Source organism: Biomaibacter acetigenes (assembly GCF_003691585.1).
GTDB lineage: Bacteria > Bacillota > Thermosediminibacteria > Thermosediminibacterales > Tepidanaerobacteraceae > Biomaibacter > Biomaibacter acetigenes.
Genome location: NZ_CP033169.1, coordinates 1,709,905 through 1,729,740 on the forward strand (window position 1 = coordinate 1,709,905; position 19,836 = coordinate 1,729,740).

At 40.3% G+C, this 19,836-nt stretch carries 23 protein-coding genes and 8 pseudogenes; 1 reads left to right on the top strand and 30 read right to left on the bottom strand.

The window, feature by feature from the left end; all coding sequences use genetic code 11:
- Positions 1-3: 3 nt before the first annotated feature.
- The 23 genes and pseudogenes from D2962_RS18505 to D2962_RS08715 form a co-directional block, all read right to left on the bottom strand.
- Positions 4-447, bottom strand: coding sequence for an acyl-CoA dehydratase activase-related protein (locus D2962_RS18505; protein ID WP_245984511.1), 444 nt, complete (start codon positions 445-447; stop codon positions 4-6).
- Positions 419-748, bottom strand: coding sequence for a 2-hydroxyacyl-CoA dehydratase (locus tag D2962_RS08620; RefSeq protein WP_162991165.1), 330 nt, complete (start codon positions 746-748; stop codon positions 419-421). Before D2962_RS08620 ends, D2962_RS18505 begins: the two co-directional genes overlap by 29 nt.
- Positions 684-1,409, bottom strand: a pseudogene (locus D2962_RS19970) (acyl-CoA dehydratase activase-related protein). The gene D2962_RS08620 and the pseudogene D2962_RS19970 overlap by 65 nt, the downstream one beginning before the upstream one ends.
- Positions 1,406-1,894 (bottom strand): spore germination protein, encoded by a 489-nt coding sequence (locus D2962_RS17995; protein WP_222927482.1) that lies wholly within the window; start codon positions 1,892-1,894, stop codon positions 1,406-1,408. Before D2962_RS17995 ends, D2962_RS19970 begins: the two are co-directional and overlap by 4 nt.
- Positions 1,884-2,156: a spore germination protein gene (locus D2962_RS18000; RefSeq protein WP_222927483.1), complete on the bottom strand. Its 273-nt coding sequence runs from the start codon at positions 2,154-2,156 to the stop codon at positions 1,884-1,886. The genes D2962_RS17995 and D2962_RS18000 overlap by 11 nt, the downstream gene beginning before the upstream one ends.
- Positions 2,107-2,895 carry a spore germination protein gene (locus D2962_RS18005; protein ID WP_222927484.1) on the bottom strand — a complete coding sequence of 263 codons (789 nt, stop codon included), beginning with the start codon at positions 2,893-2,895 and terminating at the stop codon, positions 2,107-2,109. Before D2962_RS18005 ends, D2962_RS18000 begins: the two co-directional genes overlap by 50 nt.
- Position 2,896: 1 nt before the next feature.
- On the bottom strand, positions 2,897-3,277 hold the full coding sequence (locus D2962_RS08640) for a hypothetical protein (RefSeq protein WP_120765514.1): 381 nt from the start codon (positions 3,275-3,277) through the stop codon (positions 2,897-2,899).
- 112 nt (positions 3,278-3,389) lie between these two features.
- Positions 3,390-3,743: a stage V sporulation protein AE gene (gene spoVAE, locus D2962_RS08645; protein WP_120765515.1), complete on the bottom strand. Its 354-nt coding sequence runs from the start codon at positions 3,741-3,743 to the stop codon at positions 3,390-3,392.
- Between the two features lie 18 nt (positions 3,744-3,761).
- Positions 3,762-4,770, bottom strand: a pseudogene (gene spoVAD, locus D2962_RS08650) (stage V sporulation protein AD).
- Positions 4,771-4,781: 11 nt separating this feature from the next.
- On the bottom strand, positions 4,782-5,231 hold the full coding sequence (gene spoVAC / locus D2962_RS08655; protein WP_120765517.1) for a stage V sporulation protein AC: 450 nt from the start codon (positions 5,229-5,231) through the stop codon (positions 4,782-4,784).
- Between the two features lie 53 nt (positions 5,232-5,284).
- Entirely contained in the window at positions 5,285-5,515 is a 231-nt protein-coding gene (locus D2962_RS08660) for a dodecin family protein (RefSeq protein WP_245984515.1), read from the bottom strand.
- A 281-nt stretch (positions 5,516-5,796) separates the two neighbouring features.
- The gene (locus D2962_RS08665) at positions 5,797-6,354 is read right to left on the bottom strand and encodes a sigma-70 family RNA polymerase sigma factor (RefSeq protein ID WP_222927485.1); all 558 of its coding nucleotides are present in this window, start codon (positions 6,352-6,354) and stop codon (positions 5,797-5,799) included.
- The gene (locus D2962_RS19875; RefSeq protein ID WP_222927486.1) at positions 6,333-6,497 is read right to left on the bottom strand and encodes a hypothetical protein; all 165 of its coding nucleotides are present in this window, start codon (positions 6,495-6,497) and stop codon (positions 6,333-6,335) included. The genes D2962_RS08665 and D2962_RS19875 overlap by 22 nt, the downstream gene beginning before the upstream one ends.
- Before the next feature lie 5 nt (positions 6,498-6,502).
- A complete protein-coding gene (gene spoIIAB / locus D2962_RS08670) occupies positions 6,503-6,943 on the bottom strand; it encodes an anti-sigma F factor (protein ID WP_120765521.1) in 441 nt (146 codons plus the stop codon).
- Between the two features lie 11 nt (positions 6,944-6,954).
- Positions 6,955-7,290: an anti-sigma F factor antagonist gene (gene spoIIAA / locus D2962_RS08675; protein WP_120765522.1), complete on the bottom strand. Its 336-nt coding sequence runs from the start codon at positions 7,288-7,290 to the stop codon at positions 6,955-6,957.
- Between the two features lie 133 nt (positions 7,291-7,423).
- Positions 7,424-8,533, bottom strand: coding sequence for a D-alanyl-D-alanine carboxypeptidase family protein (locus D2962_RS08680; RefSeq protein ID WP_245984516.1), 1,110 nt, complete (start codon positions 8,531-8,533; stop codon positions 7,424-7,426).
- Positions 8,534-8,654: 121 nt separating this feature from the next.
- Positions 8,655-9,978, bottom strand: a pseudogene (locus D2962_RS19555) (pyrimidine-nucleoside phosphorylase).
- On the bottom strand, positions 9,978-10,787 hold the full coding sequence (locus tag D2962_RS08690) for a purine-nucleoside phosphorylase (protein WP_122014753.1): 810 nt from the start codon (positions 10,785-10,787) through the stop codon (positions 9,978-9,980). Before D2962_RS08690 ends, D2962_RS19555 begins: the two are co-directional and overlap by 1 nt.
- Positions 10,788-10,801: 14 nt before the next feature.
- Complete coding sequence (locus D2962_RS08695; protein ID WP_122014754.1) at positions 10,802-11,986, bottom strand: phosphopentomutase; 1,185 nt, start codon at positions 11,984-11,986, stop codon at positions 10,802-10,804.
- Between the two features lie 14 nt (positions 11,987-12,000).
- A pseudogene (xerD, locus tag D2962_RS08700) lies at positions 12,001-12,887 on the bottom strand (site-specific tyrosine recombinase XerD).
- Positions 12,888-12,987: 100 nt separating this feature from the next.
- Entirely contained in the window at positions 12,988-13,614 is a 627-nt protein-coding gene (spoIIM, locus tag D2962_RS08705) for a stage II sporulation protein M (RefSeq protein WP_120765528.1), read from the bottom strand.
- Between the two features lie 66 nt (positions 13,615-13,680).
- Positions 13,681-14,106 (bottom strand): endonuclease Q family protein, encoded by a 426-nt coding sequence (locus tag D2962_RS08710; protein WP_245984523.1) that lies wholly within the window; start codon positions 14,104-14,106, stop codon positions 13,681-13,683.
- A 147-nt stretch (positions 14,107-14,253) separates the two neighbouring features.
- Positions 14,254-14,796 (bottom strand): NUDIX domain-containing protein, encoded by a 543-nt coding sequence (locus D2962_RS08715; protein WP_120765529.1) that lies wholly within the window; start codon positions 14,794-14,796, stop codon positions 14,254-14,256.
- A gap of 77 nt (positions 14,797-14,873) precedes the next feature.
- Here D2962_RS08715 and D2962_RS17545 point away from each other — a divergent pair, with 77 nt between their 5' ends.
- On the top strand, positions 14,874-15,068 hold the full coding sequence (locus D2962_RS17545) for a hypothetical protein (RefSeq protein WP_162991013.1): 195 nt from the start codon (positions 14,874-14,876) through the stop codon (positions 15,066-15,068).
- 89 nt (positions 15,069-15,157) lie between these two features.
- Here the strand turns inward: D2962_RS17545 and D2962_RS19880 are convergent.
- The 7 genes and pseudogenes from D2962_RS19880 to D2962_RS19570 form a co-directional block, all read right to left on the bottom strand.
- Positions 15,158-16,071 (bottom strand): annotated as a pseudogene (locus tag D2962_RS19880) (DUF3866 family protein).
- Positions 16,072-16,090: 19 nt separating this feature from the next.
- Positions 16,091-16,771, bottom strand: coding sequence for an MraY family glycosyltransferase (locus D2962_RS08725; protein WP_162991166.1), 681 nt, complete (start codon positions 16,769-16,771; stop codon positions 16,091-16,093).
- A gap of 150 nt (positions 16,772-16,921) precedes the next feature.
- Positions 16,922-17,548, bottom strand: a complete 627-nt coding sequence (locus tag D2962_RS08730; protein WP_162991167.1) for a copper transporter — start codon at positions 17,546-17,548, stop codon at positions 16,922-16,924.
- On the bottom strand, positions 17,524-17,649 hold the full coding sequence (locus D2962_RS18030) for a copper transporter (protein ID WP_222927489.1): 126 nt from the start codon (positions 17,647-17,649) through the stop codon (positions 17,524-17,526). Before D2962_RS18030 ends, D2962_RS08730 begins: the two co-directional genes overlap by 25 nt.
- A 14-nt stretch (positions 17,650-17,663) precedes the next feature.
- A pseudogene (steA, locus tag D2962_RS19560) lies at positions 17,664-18,786 on the bottom strand (putative cytokinetic ring protein SteA).
- A gap of 86 nt (positions 18,787-18,872) precedes the next feature.
- Positions 18,873-19,598, bottom strand: a pseudogene (gene spo0A, locus D2962_RS19565) (sporulation transcription factor Spo0A).
- Positions 19,599-19,746: 148 nt separating this feature from the next.
- Positions 19,747-19,824 (bottom strand): annotated as a pseudogene (locus D2962_RS19570) (hypothetical protein); the annotation flags it as partial.
- Between the last annotated feature and the right edge of the window lie 12 nt (positions 19,825-19,836).

The following is a 19,836-nucleotide window of genomic DNA, read 5'->3' on the forward strand; positions in this document are numbered from 1 at the left end:
AGTTCATCCAGCAGCAGTGCCTTTTCCCAGGCAAGTTTCCCTGCTTCTAATATATCCCTGTAAGTATGTTTTTTTTTTGTTTGTTACCATTATAAGTTTGTGAATCAACTCCAAAAGATGCCCCTTGGGGGGCTCCAGCACCACCATATTAAATTCAAAACCCAGGTCTTTTAATATTTCTCTTTGAACCTCTGCATAATACCCAAACCTGCATGGTCCGATTCCACCTGCCATTACTATGGTATCCGCACCATCTTCCAGGGCTTCGATAAAGTTACCTAAATTTATTTTCAATGGGAGACATGCAAATTCAGGTGAGTATTTTACACCAAGTTCCAGGGTTTTTTTACTGCATGGCGGCGGAACCACCACTTCTACCCCCAGGCTTTCAAAAAAACTTTTTAGAGGAATATAGATATTACCCATGTGCGGAAATGTTACTTTCACTGACTTTCCTCCCTTCAAGAATATCTAAAAATGCTTCCAATCTGGTATCAAACCCAGCTTCTCCGGAGTGTTCATCCAGAGTTAGGTATAAAAAAGGCACTTTATACTCCCTCATAACCCTGTGCTCCAGGAGTTCTCCGATTAGAGAGTCGGGACCGCATCCAAAAGATGCCACATGTATGATACCATCGATTTTTTTATTTTCCAAAAAATAATAGGCGCATCCAAGAATATTTTTACCCAGTGTCCAGAACATGTCCTTTGGTAAGTTTTTTTGTTCCCTGGACAATATTTTTTTCATTTATCATTTCATATGTTATTATCTTTGCATTTATTTTCCGCAATTTTGTTATCAAATCCATACTTATAAAGTTATCATAAAGATTGTATGGATGCCCTAATAATAAACCGTAAAACCGGGTTCGGTTTGTTTTTTATACACTTGAAATTTTTCTGAGTTAAAATCTCATAGGGAGTAATCCTGTGTTTCCTGATGTAATTTTTATATGATGAAAAACTTTTACATGCCACAATATAGGCCTTCAAACTTCCCACCGCGTTTTATTCAGATTCTTTCCTATTTCAAAAAAATGTTCTAATATACGGGACTTTTTGTTATAAAGATCAAGTTTTATGTCTATTACAGGCGGTAAATCAGGCAGGTTATATTTTATCATATCAGGTAAGCCAAGAAATTTGGGGCAAATATATTCTCCCGGTTCAATACTTATTATTCTGGGAATGAATATGGTATCGGCCTTATGGGCAAGGTCCATCACATGGCCATGAAATAGCTTCACCGGAAGGCATGCATCATCCACAGTAACTTCAACGCCCTTTTTTAATATTTGTTTGTTTGTCGGATTTGATAAAACAACCTCCTGTCCTAACGCTTTAAAAAAACTCTCCCATAGTGGATAATAATGATAAAAAAATAATGCTCTGGGAATTCCAATTTTCATGATAGTAAATACACCTCATAATATTTTTCGTTACCTATTGTTTCCATTTTTTTATTTTTATTTCCCCTTTCCTTGCTTCTTACTTCAGGAATCGGCTTTCTGAGAATTACCGTAGATAACGCTTTAAAATCCAGCGGAAATAACGGCCACAAATAGGAATCATTGTTAATTGATTTTGTTGAAATAAAAATCGATAATGTTATGATTATACCGACTAAAAAACCGGGCAGGGAAAAAAGGCCTGTAAGTATCAATATCATTAGCCTGAATAATCTCACAGCCAGGGAAAACTCGATACTTGGCGTTGCAAAAGTGCCAATAGCAGTTATTGCTACGTACAAAATAGTTTCCGGGGAAAAAAGGCCGATTTCAACAGCAAACTGGCCAAGCATTATAGCACCCAGCAATCCAAGAGAAGTGGCAAGAGCATTTGGTGTATGGATCAGCGCTATCCTGATTAAGTCCAGGCCAATTTCAAGGAGCAAAAACTGTATAAATAAAGGGAATGGCAGCTGCCTTTTTAGGTCCTATAAATTCCAGCCATGATGGCAGCATTGTCTTGTTTAAAACCAGGACCAGCCAGAGGGGAGGCAGTATCAATGACAATAATATCCCCAGTGTCCTGACCCATCGGAGATATGTCCCCACCAGCGGGTTTTGATAGTAATCTTCGGCATGTTGGATAAAATTGAATAAATTAGCAGGCAATATCATAACGCTCGGTGAAGTATCTACCATGACCGCCACATATCCCTCCAGCAAGTGTGCAGCCACCACATCGGGCCTTTCGGTAAAACGTGCCCGTGGAAGCGGGTTCCAATTTTTCCCCCAGTATGAATTCCTCCAGGCTTTTTTCAGCCATTACCAGGTCATCGGTCTTAATGGATTTTATTTTTGTTTTGATATTTTCTACCAGGGAAGGGTCGCATTTATCCTTTATATATGACACCACTATGTCTGTCTTGGTTCTAAGACCGACTTTGAGGATTTCATTGCGCAGCGAAGGGTCTCTCAAACGCCGCCTTACCAGAGCCGTATTAAAAACTACTGTCTCCACCAGGCCATCCCTTGGTCCTCTGGTTACCCTTTCAAGGTCGGGTTCTTCAGGATTTCTCACAGGGTATTCTCGGGCGTCAATTATAATTGCCTCGTTTTCTCCATCAATCAGTAAAGCCAGGGGGCCCGCCAGAACATTGTCAACTACCTCTTCAAGTGTAGATACGGATTCCACTTCAATATAACCTATACTGGTCTTGATTAAACTTTCTATATCGTCGATTTTTAAATCTTTACGCTTTAATTTCATAAGCGAGTCCAGTATCCTGAGCATTACCTGGTCCTTTACTAATCCATCTATAAAAAGCAGAAAGGCATTTTTTTCTGCAACCTTTAAGGGCCTTGAAATAACATCAAAACTCTCTCCTACTCCCAATTTTTCCGAAAGAAAATTAAGATTTTCTTTTAAATTTTTTGATATATCCACCATGTCACTTCCCTGCAAAGAAAAATAAGAAAATAATCAACCTGAAAATAGCCGTTTTTATCATCATGACAGGCCATGGTCTTTTGTAAGCGGCCATGGGGTTAATTAAATCGATCCAGAATATGTTGCTATGTTTTAATAATCCCGCACCGGTAATCAATAAAAAAGTTGGTCCGAGCAGTTGTAAAAACTCTTTATCTCCAGGGGACCAAACGATAGACGAAAAAATACCCCCTGCAATGACCTCGGTAACTCCATAGTGAAAGGCAGTAGTAATACATATAGAAAAAACTAGCTCCATCACGGAAATGACAAGAACTATAAACCAGTACCGGGGGCTTACGATTAAAATTGTAAGAAGTATGCCTGTTATGTCTAAAAACATTTTTTTCTCCTTTATAATGGATAGGAAAGTAAAAATGTTCCTTAATAAATGGCTTTCCGTAATGCATTTCAAAAAAGCTACTACTGTTTAATTGCTTTAAATGAAAGCTTTTTTACTTGGATTTGGGATTAAAAAGAACTGCCATTAAATATCCAAATACCACCGCAGCTGTTATTCCGGCAGCAGCAGATGTAAGGCCTCCTGTAAATATTCCTAAGAAGCCCCGCTTATTTACATCTTCAATTACACCGGTCACCAGAGTATGGCCAAAACCGGTAAGCGGTATAGTGGCCCCTGCCTTCCCTATTTCTACAAGAGGTTGATAAAGTCCCAAACCGCTTAGAACAGCCCCTAGAGTCACAAATAAAACCAGAATATGGGCAGGAGTTAATTTGGTTGCATCCATAAGAATCTGGCCTACAGCACAAATTAATCCGCCTATTAAAAATGCCATAACATAATCCATTTTTAAATCTCCTCTAAACTAAAGGTTTTCAATAGCTACTGCATGGGCAATACAGGGGATGGTTTCACCCTGCTGTGTGCTGGTGGTGCTTAAAAGTGCACCTGTCGCCACCAGTAAAATTCTGTTGTATTTACCTTTTATCATCTCTTTATAAAGGTACCCGCATGTCACTACCGCTGCACAAGCACATCCACTGCCGCCGGCATGGACATCCTGTTCAGGTCTGAAAATCATCAGCCCGCAATCGGAAAATTTATTTGACACATCAAAACCTTTTTGTTTTATAAGTTCTTCCGCAATATCCTTTCCAACGCTGGCCAGGTCTCCGGTAATAATCAGGTCATAGTCATCGGGGGTCCTATTTGTATCATTGAAATGGCGCACTATGGTATCCACAGCGGCCGGTGCCATAGCAGTACCCATATCATTTGGGTTTGCTTCGCCCATATCTATGACTTTACCGGTAGTGACATATGTTATTCTAGGGTTTTGTGGTCTGGATGATATCACGGCAGCTCCGGCCCCGGTGACGGTCCATTGGGCTGTAGGTGGCCTTTGATTCCCGAGTTCTAGAGGAAATCTGTACTGCCTTTCGGATGTGCAGTAATGGCTTGAAGATGCCACCACCAGGTTGTCTGCGAATCCTCCATCTACAATTATGGACCCAAGGCCCAGCCCTTCAGCCATGGTGGAGCAAGCACCGTATATGCCGAAAAATGGTAAACCGAGTTCTCTGGCGGCAAAGCCCGCTGATATGATCTGGTTCAGGAGGTCTCCCGCAATAAAATACTCTATGCTTGAATAGGGGACATTGCTGTTTTTAATGGCCATTTCTACTACTTCTTTTAACATTTTCCTTTCGGCCTTTTCCCAGCTTTTTTCTTTGTATATATTATCATTTAAATAAGGTCAAAATAATCTTTTAATGGGCCCTGGCCTCCTTAGGTCCTACGATGGAAGAGGCGGCAATGATTGAAGGGGGATTTTGAAATTTGATTGTCTGAAAACCCATTTTTTTACCTGCCAAGATAGTTCCTCCTAGAGCTTTAATATATAATAAATCAAACCTACAATTACCGCCGAACACATACCATATACAAGTACAGGCCCTGCTACCACAAACATTTTAGCCGCTACTCCAAACACATAGCCTTCTCTCTTAAATTCCATGGCGGGTGATACAATAGAATTGGCAAAACCCGTAATTGGCACGATAGAACCCGCTCCAGCCCTCTTGCCTATTTTATCGTAAACTCCAAGGCCGGTAAGAAAAGCTCCTAAAAATACCATGATGGCAGACGTGGGGGCTCCGGCTTCTTTTGGACTCAATCCCCTGGAAATAAAAAAATTCATTATTCCCTGGCCTATAACACAAATCAACCCACCCACCACAAAAGCCATCATGATATTTTTTAAATAGGGCGGCTTTGGCCTTTTTTGTTTAACAAAATTTTGATAATCCTGTTGCTCCCTGGTAAGTTTTTTCATTTATACCTTCCTTTATTTTTTGGTTTAAAAACGAGCACTTACGTGCCCGTTTTCTAAGCTTCAGTTGAACCATCTACCTTAAAGGCAATTGCTACATCGGCTTTATACTCTACAATTTTCCCATTCTGGACGTTGGCAGTGTTATTTAAAACTTCCACTCCCGAAATATTTCTAATGGTCTTGCTGGCATCCTTAACTGCATTTTCTACGGCTTCCTGCCAGCTATTTTTGATTCGCCTACCACTTCCACAACTTTTACAGTCATAAAATATAACCTCCTTCATCTGAAGTTACAATTTTATTTTTTCCCGTTATATAATCGTTATTCTCTAAATGCAATACAAGTTTGGCGCTTTTTGGCACTTTATTATAATAAATACTTTTTACTATTAAAAAGCTGGAAACAGCGAATAACATCGCAATCAATATTATTATGGTTATTCTTTTTCGGATTAACTCATTTCATGATTCACCTCTTGTTTATTATTGTGTGACACGGAAATTTTTATACAAAAAAAAGCCTTTATTACGGCTTTTACTTTTTTAAGAAATTAACTCTCTTATTTTATTTAGAATCTTTTTTTTCCATTCTTGATACCTGGACCTGGGTTATTTTCAATAATTTGGCAACTTCCATCTGAGTTTTGTCTTTGAAATACCTTAAAATAATAATCTGTCTTTCTTCTTTGCTTAATTTGGATAAAGCCTCTTTTAATGCGATCCTGTCCAGCCACTGGCTTTGATGGATTTCATCGACATCAATCTGGTCAATATAGTATATTGGAGAACCATCGTCCTGAAAAGCTACATCATTTAATGAAACGGGTGCCTGGGAAGATTCCATGGCCATTACCAGTTCCTCAGGCGAAATATTAATTTCTTCCGCCAGTTCATTGATGGTAGGCTCCCTGTCAAGAGCTTTAGTCAGGGCTTCTTTGGCTTTCTGAGCCTTGACCGACAGTTCCTTCAGAGACCTGGCAACCTTGACAGGCCTATCATCTCTTAAAAATCTACGAATTTCCCCCATAATCATGGGAACGGCATATGTAGAAAACTTTACATTATAAGAAAAATCAAACTTATCTATTGCTTTCAAAAGGCCTATACTACCAATTTGAAACAAATCTTCCGGTTCATAACCCCTGTTATTAAACCTTTTACGATACTCCATACAAGACCCAGGTTGAGTGAAACCAACTCATCCTTGGCTTTGTTGTCCCCCTGCTTGGCTTTTTTTAACAGCTCCATAGAATCATTCGGGTTCATAGGCATTACCTCGAATACTTGCTATCTTTAATATTTTTAGTCATCCTTACCAATGTTCCCGAACCGGGTGAGGATTCTACTTCCAGTTCATCCATAAAGTTCTCCATAATGGTAAAACCCATTCCCGATCTGTCTTGTTCCGGTTTTGAGGTCCACAGGGGCTGCCTTGCCTTTTCTATGTCTTCTATTCCCTTTCCCCAGTCCTGTACCACAATTTCAATCCTGCCATCATAAAGCTTTGCCTGAATCCTGATTATACCGGGCTTGTCCTCATAACCGTGGATTATAGAATTTGTTACAGCCTCCGATACGGCAGTTTTTATATCAGCCAGTTCATCCAGAGTGGGGTCTAACTGAGATGCAAAGGCCGCAATAACTATCCTTGAAAATGCTTCATTTTCAGATTTACTTAAAAAATCAAGCTGCATTTCATTTAATAATTCCATAAAATCACTCCCTACAATTTTTCCATGGCTTCTTTCTCATCATTGTAACACGGTATTATACTAAAAAGACCGGACATTTCAAATATTCTTCTTATCTGACTATTCAAGTTAGAGACTCCTACCATGCCACCGATCTTTTGCAGTGCCTTGTAACGCCCTATTATCATACCAACTCCGGAACTATCCATAAAAGTAACATTTTTAAAATTAAACAATATCTTTTTAATTGAGGTCTTTTGGATAATGTTTTCTATCTGGATTTTTATCATATGGGATGTGTGATGATCAAGCTCTCCTTTCAAATTTACTATCATCATGTCCTCTATGATTTTGATTGTCGAGTTCACCTATGTCTCACCCCCCATTATACCTAATAATATTCTACAGTTTAAAGGAAAATCCTGCTAAAAGCAAAAAATCAGCACAGCGTTATCCCCAGGGACGACGCTGTGCCTTCAAATAATAGTCACTTTTTAATAATTAAAAACTAAACCATCTTTCGAGAACCCTTTTGATCATATCCAGCATACTGGCCTTTTTGACATCTTCGGAAACCACGAGATTTACCTCGCCTATTTTTTTACCGTCCTGCTCGGCTATTAATTTTCCAACCACTTGCCCCTTCCTGAGAGGAGCGAACAACTTATCGGGTACCTCAATCTTTGTATTTATCCCGCTTTCCTTACCTTTTTCAGTTAGAATACTCAAATCACAATCTGCAATTATATTTACCTCTTTGACCATACCCTTTTCCACAGGTATGTTTTTTTGAGCCGAGCCCTTTTTTACTATCATAACGGAATTGAAATGCCCAAAACCGTAATCTAATAATTTAACTGTTTCTTCGAAGCGCTGATTTGAGTTTTCCGCATTCAGCACCACCGATATAAGCCTGAAATCCCCTCTTCGGGCAGTGCTTGCGAAACAGTAGCCGGCCTTCTGGTGAAAACCGGTTTTAATCCCGTCGAGGCCTTCGTATTTGCCCAGTAATTTATTGGTATTGGCCAGCATTGTGGCATCGCGCTTTTTATCCGTATGTTCCAGATAATCCATCCAGACCGTGGACCATGTGAAAAATTTTGGATGCTTTACTAATTCCCTGGACATTATGGCTATATCATAGGCGCTGGTAAAATGATTCGGTTCGGACAGGCCGTGGGGATTCATGAAATTGGTATCCTGAAGGCCAAGAGCCTTAGCTTTGTCGTTCATCATTTTTACAAAGCCATCCACACTTCCTCCAATATATTCGGCAACTGCCACCGAAGCATCATTGGCAGAAGCCACGGTAATGCATTTTAATAATGTTTCCAGGGTTTGTTCTTCGCCCGGGCCCAGAAAGACCTGACTTCCGCCGGTTTTCCATGCTCTTTCACTGATTTTTATTTTGTCTGTCAGCTTGACCTTTCCAGCGTCAAGAGCTTCAAATGCCAGTAGTAATGTCATTATCTTTGTGATGCTGGCAGGTTCCAGCCTCTGGTGGGAATCCTTTTCAAAGAGTATGGTTCCTGTACCAGCATCTATAAGGATAGCTGAAGGTGATTTTATATCAGGCTGTGTTTGAGCAATGGCTGCACAATTTACGCTCAAAATAAGTAGATTAATGATTAAAAAACATATAATATAATTTTTTTTGTCCTTTAAAAACCATTTGAAACATTCCTCCCTTCATATATAGATTTTCCAACCGGGAGGAATGTTATACAGCCTGTTAGAAGGCTTCGTAGCCTTCTTCAGTTACAGTGCCATACAATAAAATAGGTTATCAACAGGCTCCTCTTTTATGACAATTGCCTCTGCCAGGTCTCTTTCCGCTTGTTTTGCATCTTCCGAAGATCTTGCATGAATTTTAATTAAGGGCTCGTTTATGTCGACAGCATCTCCGACTTTCTTTAACAATTCAAAGCCCACGGAATAGTCTATTTTATCTTCTGCTTTTAATCTGCCGGCTCCGAGTTTCATGGCACAAATACCTATTTTTTGAGCATCTATAAAATGTATGTATCCTTTTTTATAAGAATTAAACCCGCCTATAAATGGTGCCTCAGGCATAAGTTCCGGATTTGACACAACTTCGGGATTCCCACCCTGGAACTTGATCATTTGTTTGAATTTGTTTAGAGCTTCTCCGGTTTTTAATACTTGCGCAAGTTTCCGCCTGGCTTCATATAAGGTTTTTGCTTTATCCGCCAGAAGCAGCATATATGAACCCAGTGTTAGCATAGCTCCATGAGGTCATCCGGGCCCTTACCCTTCAAAGCTTCTATAACTTCCTTTATCTCCAGGGCATTTCCCACACAGTACCCCAGTGGTTGGTCCATGTTGGATATAAGAGCCACTGTTTTTTTCCCCACTATATTCCCTATCTCCACCATCACCTGTGCGAGTTCAACGGAACTTTCAAGATTTTTCATGAATGCTCCGCTGCCGGTCTTTACATCAAGGACGATGGCATCCGCTCCCCCGGCAATCTTCTTGCTCATAATGCTGCTGGCAATAAGGGGAATGCTGTCTACGGTGGCTGTCACATCTCTTAAAGCATAAAGTTTCTTGTCGGCAGGCACCAGATTCCCCGTCTGACCAACTATGGCTATTTGAATATTCTTTACTTGATCGATAAATTCCCGTCGGGTTAAACTTATTTTAAATCCCGGGATTGATTCCAGTTTATCCAGAGTCCCGCCGGTATGGCCCAAACCCCTGCCGGACATCTTGGCCACGGTCACCCCGGCTGCCGCCACCAGGGGCCCCAGCACCAGTGAAGTTTTATCCCCAACCCCACCGCTGCTGTGCTTATCTACCTTTATTCCGGGAATTTCCGAAAGATCCACCGTTTCTCCCGAATGTACCATTGCCATGGTCAGGTCTGCCATTTCCTCTGGAGTCATGCCTTTAAAAAAAACAGCCATCAGAAATGCTGATATTTGATAATCGGGTATATTTCCCCTGACAAAACCCGAAATCATAAAATTTATCTCTTCAGTGTCAAGTTCCTTTCCGTCCCTCTTTTTTAGTATAATATCATATGCCCTCACTATTTCATCCCCTTTACAATTACCCTTAAAAGTTTTTCCAGCATTTTTTCGGACTTTTTGGCTCCTTCCATCACCTCTTCATGACTTAACACATGATGACTTATGCCCGCCGCCATATTTGTAATACATGAGATGGCCAGCACTTTCATCTCACACTGCCTTGCAGCTATAACTTCCGGCACGGTGGACATGCCCACCGCATCAGCTCCAATTATCTTAAGCATCCTTATTTCTGCGGGGGTCTCATAACTGGGACCAGTCATACATGCATATACCCCTTCACGAAAGGTTATGCCCAGGGCTTTACCTGCTCTTTTTGCAATTTCAATCAACTCAGGACTGTATGCCCGGCTCATATCAATAAATCTTGGACCCATTTCTTCAGGGCCGATTAAAGGATTGTCGCCCAGAAGATTTATGTGGTCATTTATTAACATGAGGTCTCCGGACTCAAATTCATTGTTTATGCCTCCGGCGGCATTGGTAACTATCAGATTTTTTATGCCCAGTTGTTTTAAAACATATACCGGAAATACTACCTGCTTTAAATCATACCCTTCATAATAATGTATTCGCCCCTGCATCACTGCAGCGGGTACCCCTTCCAGTTCCCCGAAGACCAGTTTTCCCGCATGGCCTTTTACGGTGGATACAGGGAAATGGGGTATGCTGTCAAAACCTATCTCGATGGGATTTTTTATTAAATCCACAATGCCTCCAAGGCCGGAACCCAGGATTAAACCTACCGTAGGTCGTAGCTTTAATTGGTTCTCAATGGCTTTTACGGCTTCTTCAACTTTATTTCTCATTTACATTGCCCTCCTTATTGCACAATTATTTCTCCCGCAAAACTTTCACCAATGGGCAACCTGCCGAGTTGAAGCAGTTCCGATATGGTGGCGCCGATATCTGCAAAGGTTTTCCTTATGCCAAGGTTTTTCCCTCCGGTAAAATTATCGCATTTACTGTATGCCAGAAGGGGCGTGTATTCCCTTGAGTGGTCCGTGCTCTCCGTGGTAGGGTCACAGCCGTGATCTGCTGTGATAATCAATAAATCCCGGGGATTTATGCTTTCAATTATTTTGGGAACACTTCTATCAAAAGCTTCCAGTGCATTTTTATACCCTAAGGCATTGTTGCGGTGGCCGTAAAGAGTATCAAAATCCCCCAGATTGGCAAACAAGATACCTTTAAAACTCCTTTTGGCATGGTTGACTATTTCAATGATACCTTCCTCGTTATTGGCTGTATGAATGGAAGCGGTGATACCCTGCCCATTAAAAATATCTTTAATCTTTCCGATGCCGAATACTTCAAATCCCTTTTCGCTGGCCAGGTCCAGCACCGTTTTATGTGGAGGCGAAAGGGAAAAATCCTTTCTCCTATCAGTCCTTTTAAAGTTATCCGGAGATGTTCCTATAAAAGGCCTGGCAATAACCCTTCCCACCGCATGTTTGCCTGTTAGGAGGGTTCGGGCTATCCGGCAAATGCGGTACAATTCTTCTACAGGAATGACATCTTCATGGGCAGCAATCTGAAACACACTGTCAGCAGATGTATATACAATAGGCATTCCCGTCTTCATATGTTCCATGCCAAGTTTTTTTATTATTTCGGTTCCGGATGCCACCACATTCCCGAGCACTTTTTTGCCTATGGCCTTTTCAAAGGCGTCTATCACTTGTGCCGGGAAACCATGGGGATATGTGGGAAATGGATCTTTTGAGATGATACCCATCATTTCCCAGTGGCCTGTGGTAGTATCCTTGCCTCTGGAAACCTCTGCGGATTTTCCGTAACAACCCATCGGCTCTTTTTCCGGCGCAACCCCCACAATGGGGAAAATATTTCCCAGCCCCAATTTCTTAAGATTTGGCAGCTTAAGGCCGCCGACGGCTTTTGCGGTATTTGCCAGAGTATTGCTTCCCTCATCTCCAAAATCACGGGCATCAGGCAATTCCCCAATACCTACACTGTCTAGGACTATTAGTACAATCCTTTCAATCAACTTTTCAACCTCCTTCAAGCTCTGGGGTGGGTTCTATCATATACTTCCTTTATCTTGCTCCTTGTGATGTGAGTATAAATCTGGGTGGTGGATATATCGGCATGTCCCAGCATTTCCTGGACTGACCTCAAATCGGCACCATTTTCCAGAAGATGTGTGGCAAAGGAATGACGCAGGGTGTGGGGCGTTATATGCTTTTCAATGCCGGCTTTTTGGGCGTATTTTCTGATTATTTTCCAGAATCCCTGCCTGGTCAGTCCTTTCCCCAGGTGGTTCAGGAACAATATGCCGTTATCCTGCTCTTTTAAGAACTTCGGCCTGACTTCATTTATATATTTGTCGAGATATTTTAAAGCCACTGACCCTACGGGCACAATTCTTTCTTTAGAACCCTTTCCGAAACAGCGTAAAAAGCCCATTTCAACATTAAGATCCTCAACTTTTATCAAAATCAATTCTGACACTCTTATACCGGTTGCATAAAGAAGCTCCAGCATGGTTTTATCCCTGAATCCCCATATCACTGACGTATCGGGTTGATTTAATAATTGTTCCACTTCATTTAATGTCAAAACCCTCGGAAGCCGGTGTTCCAGTTTGGGTGTATCGAGATTGAGGGTGGGATCTTTTTCAATAAGGCGCTCCATTACCAAAAAGTGGTAGAAAGACTTTATGGCTGCGCAAGCTCTGGATATGCTGCTGCTGGCTTTTCCTTTTTTGTGCATCAATAGAAGGTATGACACAATAACGGTCCTTGTGGTATAATTTATGTCATTTATTTTTTGTATTTTTAAAAAACCTATGTAGCTTTTTAAATCCCTTTTATATGAATTTATGGTGTTTTTGATAACCCTCTTTCTACTGTTAAAAACTCTAAATAATGATTTAAAAGCTCATCCATACGATTCCTCCTTAATAATCTTTATTAAATATTCCATAAAAACTACCCAATTCCTTCTTAAATAAAAAAAACTCCAAAATCTATTTGGAGATTAAAATAATCAAATATAATTCGTCAGCAATCTTATAAAAACGGGTGAAATATAACCTTCTATCAAGCCTGCCAGTATGAGCATTACACAAAAAGTAAAGTTAAATAAAAAATATCCCATCAAAAGCCGCGGGTAATCTTCTGTATAATGTTTGAATCGGTTTTTCAAAACTGTTAAAGAAAGGGTCATCCCGGCCACGCCAATAGATATAATCGATGGTATTATAATAATATTTTGCGGTAGAATGGAGAGGATCGAAAACAGGATACCTTTTACCCCCAGGCTACCGATAAAAAACCCCACCGTAAACCCCAGAACAAATCCCCGGAAAAAAATCACCGCAGGAATAAGTGGCAGGCCAACAATTGTTAAGCCCAGGATGCATAGAGTAAGGGCGGTTTTTAAATTATTTGAAATGGATACATAAAAAATGGTTGAGAAATTCACTTCTATGTTTTTAACATTGACAAAAAAACTGTTTATAAAATCCAGTGTAGCTTTCATCTGGTTATCGGACATCATATTGACGGCAATACTTCCCAAAATGGTTCCTCCAACAAAAATCAGAAAAACAAAAATATAAAGCCCCATATTTTTCTTAAAATAATCGAATATCACCCTGGGGAAATAATTCAAAGATATCCCTCCCCACGTCCATTTCATAAAAATATTATGCCGGACGGAAGGAGAATATGATTTTGATTATATAATTATTTTGCCATAATGCCCGCCGCCCCCTGCCTGAAGCTGTAGCAATCCCTGCCGGCTTAAGATGATATTGCTGGCTATAGCTTCACCGACTACATCAGCCAGTTCTTGTTTTTTTGCATGGTGTAGCACATTCATTTCACTGCCGCCATTTACAGCATCGAACAGGTTTTCAAAGTCGGGAGCATTGAGGCTTATCCTGTTATATTCCCTTGCTATCTTTTCGATAGAATGTGCATCGGAATTGCTCAGGAAAGTTTTACCTGATAACTCCCCAATGGTATCGGCAAAGTTGGTATCCGAACTCAATCCCAGCTCCACCGCCGGTATCCGGTCAAATTTATCTTTAAAAGCATAATACAATCTATCGTAACAATTGCCATAAAAACTTTTAAAAGGTGTGAATACATGGGCTGGCATGAGCTTACCACCCAGGCCGCTAATTATATCCAATTGTGAGACAGGCATTAAATATATTTTTAATTGTTAGTTGCCGGGAAGCTGTAATTTTGACGGCTTTATTTTTTGCAGTTCCTATGTGGACATGCAGGTCTGTAAAATATTCCATCATACGGCTCCTTTTAATATATTGTAGGCCAGCAGCAAACCGGAGATGGTTTTAGCATCCTTTATTTCACCGTCATATATCTTTCTTATGGCTTCTTCCAGGGGAACTGCTTCCAATTGAATATACTCGTCATCATCGGCTTGTCTTGCTTTCTTCTCAAGATCCCTGGCCAGATATAAGTGCATCCTTTCACTGGAAAAACCCGGAGATGTATAAAAATCCGTTATGTGCCGCAAATTACGGGCAAAAAAGCCCGTTTCCTCCATGAGTTCCCTCTGGGCACATACATCGGACTGTTCCTCCTTTTCAATTTTTCCTGCGGGAATTTCCAGAAGTGCTTCTTCCACCGGCTTTCTATACTGTCTTACCATTAAAACCTCATTTTTTTCATTTAATGCCACTATGGCCACAGCTCCAGGATGGTCGACTATTTCCCTGGTGGAAGTTTTGCCGTTGGGAAGCTTTACCTCATCCAGGCGAAGGTTCAAAATTTTACCCGAATAAATCACTCTTGAACTTATAGTAGATTCATAAAATTCCACCTTACCATCTCCCGATAAATCATAATTTTTTTTGTTACACATATAATATTTTAAGACAAGTTAAGGGAGTGGTAAAGATGGAATACATGATTTTTAAAAACGGTTTTTATCTTGTAGGCAAGTCCAGGGATATACTGCAATTTTTAAAACAAAAAGCAAGATTGTATAAGACGATATCCGAAATGCTGACCATGGAACTAAAATTAGTTTTTCAACAGAAACAAAGTCCGCGGCAACCGGCCGTCAGGAAAAACTCAGGGTCTTTTTCATAACTTCTACCCATGGTAGTCACATGAATATCCAGCCTTTCAGGTGCATTATGCCGGAAAGCCTTTTCGCACTTCTACGGTATGTTTTTCAGTTATTTTGTATTGCTGAAGTTTTGTTTTGATGGATAAAACTTGATTTTTCCGGTCAAGTTCTTCGGGAAGCACTTGGTAGCCGGAGTTATGGCAATAAGAGAAAGGGCTGTCAGGGTATGGTGGCTTATGCCAAAGTGGCGGCTATCTTTGTTCTGCGAAACTAATACGTGGCAACCGCTTATGGCAAATCCCTTGAGGATATTTACTGCATTATTATTTCACCCTGCTCGAGACCGGTATGGCCAAACTTTGTACTCGTTTCCGGTTATCCCTGGCCCCATGGCCACCACCCCTATGCTGGCACCCCAGGCTTTAGCGGCCAGTAAAGCCGAGTAAATATTCACGGCCTCCAGATCCCCTCCAAAGGCATGACCTTCGGTAATGGTAATATCTATTAGTTTTTTTGTTTGAGAATATGTACAAGCCTGCTGAAGTATATGGGAAGTGCCCCACTGTCGGTCATTACATAAGCCACTTTACTTTCCGGTTTATTGAGTTTTATGGCCGCACAAACCGCCGGAACCATGCTATGCAAGGAAGCTACCACTACAGGCATATTATCCAGTGAATCCAGTTGCTCGATCTTTTCTCTAAGGTAACTTTCTGGTTCCTCCGAGCTCAAGCATTTTATTTGAAAGGGCGTATATCTCAATTTCATTATGTGGCCCGGTGAAGATTCATCCAGAAAAGTATTGGAATAATTAAACATCACAAAATGATATCCGCCGGTTCCCAAATTTAAAAAAACGGCAGTTGTATTTAAAGCCACCCTGTCGTCTTTTTTCGCCGGGCCTGTCATGGCCGGATAATTTATAGCTTTTTGTGTTATGCCATCAACTTCCACTATCAGTTCTTCCATATCATCGCTTTTATTCAATATTTCCTTAACATTTCCCACTCTCAGCCGAATCATTTATCTCCCTCTCTCAAATTCAGGGCCGTCTTCCCATATCATCTATTAATCTCAACAACCTGACTTTTTGTATGATTACGGACAGAGACAACTTTTCTGCTGCCACATTTAAGCCGAAAAGAAAAACAGCCATAATTATTTTATATTCCAGGGGCAGTATCCATGCCATACTTAAGCCAAAGCATATTCCCAGAACATTGGATCCCGTATCTCCCATCATCACATATTCCCTCAGGTCATAATAAAAGAAAACCGCGGTTGATACAAAAATAGGTAAAAAATGGTAAAAACTTTTTACCGGTCCCATATAAATATCATATACCGCCAGGATTGTCATGAATAACAAAAAAAATTTGCAGACCCTACCGGGCCTTAAATCGAGAATGTTTAACGAATTTATAGCAAAGGTTATCATAAGCGTGTCTGTTGCTAATTGAAGAAAGCTTGCGTATCCCCTCATAAATACTACGGCAGCAGATGTAACAAGCCCGGTAAAGGCTTTTAAAGCCCCGGTAGAAATCTCCCCTTTTAACAACAGATTGAAATGCCCCCTGAAACCCTTTGCCCTGCTGTTTCCGAACATATCATCCAAAAACCCTATAAACCCCATACACGCTACGGATATGATGATGAATACAGTGTCTTCCTGGTAATTCCAGAGGAGGCTTATTAAAGACATCAACAAAGTTGTTAATACCATTACTATTCCACCGGCTGTCTTTACCCTTCGGTTTTTATAGTTTAATTTCTCTTTTACATTGTCCCACCGTAAAAAATTATTAATCAAAATATAGCTGAAAAAAGCAGGTAAAAAAAAGTAAAATAATATTTTCATATTATATTCACCATTTCATTGGGAAAATCCGTTTTGGTTCATTATAAAAGACGCCAGGCGGTATATCCCTATAATACTGTCAATATCTTCAATGTAAACTAAATTTTTGATTTGTTTGGGATCAAGACGTTTTACTTCCGAACTCTGAACCAGCGCTACAGCTTTTTTGAATTCGGCAAATTTGCTCGCCATGGTAAGGGTATTTGAATTTTCATCATTCCTTATAACAATAAAAAGGTCTACGGGAACTTCATATATACCGCAGAATTCCAATATACCCGTGTCTTTTATGGCATTAAAGCCTTCCTGGTCCTCTTCTGCCAGGACCTGAACAATATTGTCAAGTCCATCGCTTAAGACATTTTGCTTTAGAGACATGGTATAAACAATTTCTGCACCCGCCATTTCCAGATAGTGTGTAATGTTTTCCGTTACTTTTGGTTCTGAGGTTTCGATAATCGCTAACTTTTTCCCCTTCAATCTGTCTTTAAACAATTGGCCATATATTTGTTCAAGAAATTTTTGTTCGTCTATTTTCCTGGACTTTGTTTCTTGAAGCTGCTGCTCTTTTAACCTTTTTTCTTCTTTTATACGGTTGAAATCCTTTTCCAGACTGTCTATAGTCTTTTTCTGCTGTTCCACCAGAACCTCGTCACTGTTTGCGGTAATCCTATAGCTATACCTATACCCAGGGCCAGGAAAACTGCGATTAGTAAAATGGCAAAATGTTTCAAGCTGTACAATCAAAATCACCTCGTCACAACAATCCAAACATAAGTTTTACCTGCAAAACCATCAATCTAATTAAATGCTGGAAAGCCGGAGATGTAGTGCCTATTACCATCAAAGGGAAAAAAGCTGCAAAAAGAACGGCTGCTACATATTTCATTTTTATATTACTCCTGTAAAGTTTGTTTACCCCTTTTGCATCGATGAGTATATGTCCCACCTTCAATCTCACAAGAAATGTTGATGCCATCCCATGTCGGCCTTTTTCCAGAAAGTCGATAAGATTGGTATGTGTTCCCACAGCAACGATAAGATTTGCTTTTTTCTCATAGGCCAGTAAAAGAGCGGCATCCTCGCTGGTGCCCGGGATAGCCAGAATATGGTATTTTAATCCTTTTTTCTTAATTCTTTCAAGCCCCGGAGCCCTTCCATCGGTATATGCATGGACAATTATTTCTGCGCCGCATAATAGGCCACGGTCACTTATGCTGTCCATATCGCCGATTATTATATCCGGCCTCAAGCCAAAATCTAGAAGCACATCGGCTCCACCGTCAACACCAATCAAAACCGGTTTCATTTCGTCAATATAAGACGAAAGAGTATAAAGATCTTCTTTATAATCTTTTCCTCTTATCACTACCAGCACATGCTTTCCTTCGAGTTTTACATCAAGTTCGGGAAAGCAGAAGTTTTCCGACAGGATATATTTTTCCCGGTGGATAAAGTCCAGTGTATTTATAGCAAATTTCTCCAATTCCCTGCAAGTAATTTTGCTTTGATTCATTTTCTTTCAACTTGATTAACTGTTCATCCACCGGAAATGCTTTGCAAAAAAAAATATTGTTTACATAGATGCAGCCATCATTTTTTATTTCAATAAAGTCACCTTCCTTGATACCATTGAAGTCTGCTTTTGCATCCATCAGTGGAATGCCCGCTTTTATCAATATCGCAGGCCCACCGGTATAAAAGGTCCCGCTTAAGGATGTATCAAAATTAATAACGGCTTTTACTCTAAGTCTCACCATTTCCTGGGCTGCTAGTTCATCCAGGTCTTTATGGAGGATAACCGCTATCTGACCGGGTTTTATCCTTCTGAGCAAATTTTTAGTTCTTTTATCTACCACTGCTCTTCCGGAGTATATCATAAAGACACCTCATGCTATTTCTAAATTTATTATTCCAATATCCCCCTTAAAAATTCAAAAAGCGCGTTATTACGCGCTTTTTTATTTTAACCGGCCTTTCTTTCCATCCTCAATTTATCGGAAATCATGGCAATGAATTCGGAATTCGTTGGTTTACCTTTGTCCCTCGGGATCGTATAACCGAACAGGTTGTTAATGGTTTCAATACAGCCCCTGTTCCATGCCACTTCTATTGCATGCCTTATGGCCCTTTCAACTCTGCTGGGGGGTGGTGTTGAATTTATTAGCGATGGTGGGATAAAGAACCTTGGTTACTGCAGATAGAAGCTCGACATTATTAATGACCATATATATGGCTTCCCTGAGGTAAAAATAACCCTTTATATGGGCGGGAACACCAATTTCATGAATAATATTGGTAATTTCCACCTCGAGATTATCTTTTCGTTCAGCCGAAGCAGCCATACTTCTTTGCCTTTTTACGGTAAAATTGCTGCTTTCCGTCATTTCCCGGACACGCTCAATGAGTATATTCAGGTCAAACGGTTTTACAATATAATAAGCGGCTCCGAGATTTATGGCTTTTTGGGTAATTTTGTCCTGCCCCACTGCGGAAAGTACTATTATTTTAGGCTTTTTAGGGTTATCTGCCAGTTTTCTATTACTCCTAAACCGTCAAGATTTGGCATGATAAGATCCAGGATTAAGACATCGGGAGACAGTTCTTCAACTTTTTCCAGGGCCTCCAGACCATCATGGGCAATGCCCAGCACTTCCATGTCGCTTTCACCCTGGAAAAATTCCTGAAGCATGTTACAGAATTCCTTGTTATCATCAGCAATTAACAACCCTATCTTTTTTGTATCTTTCAAAAAAAAAACCCCCCTTATTTGTAATAAAATTATATTTTTTATATTCGACAAACTATGGAATATTCCTCCTATAATTCCAGAAAATGTTTTAAAAATTTTTTATGACCTGAGCTTCGGATTGTAGTCTTGATATCTCCTCCATCATCCACTCTGCAAAAACCCCATATCCTTTTGTAGG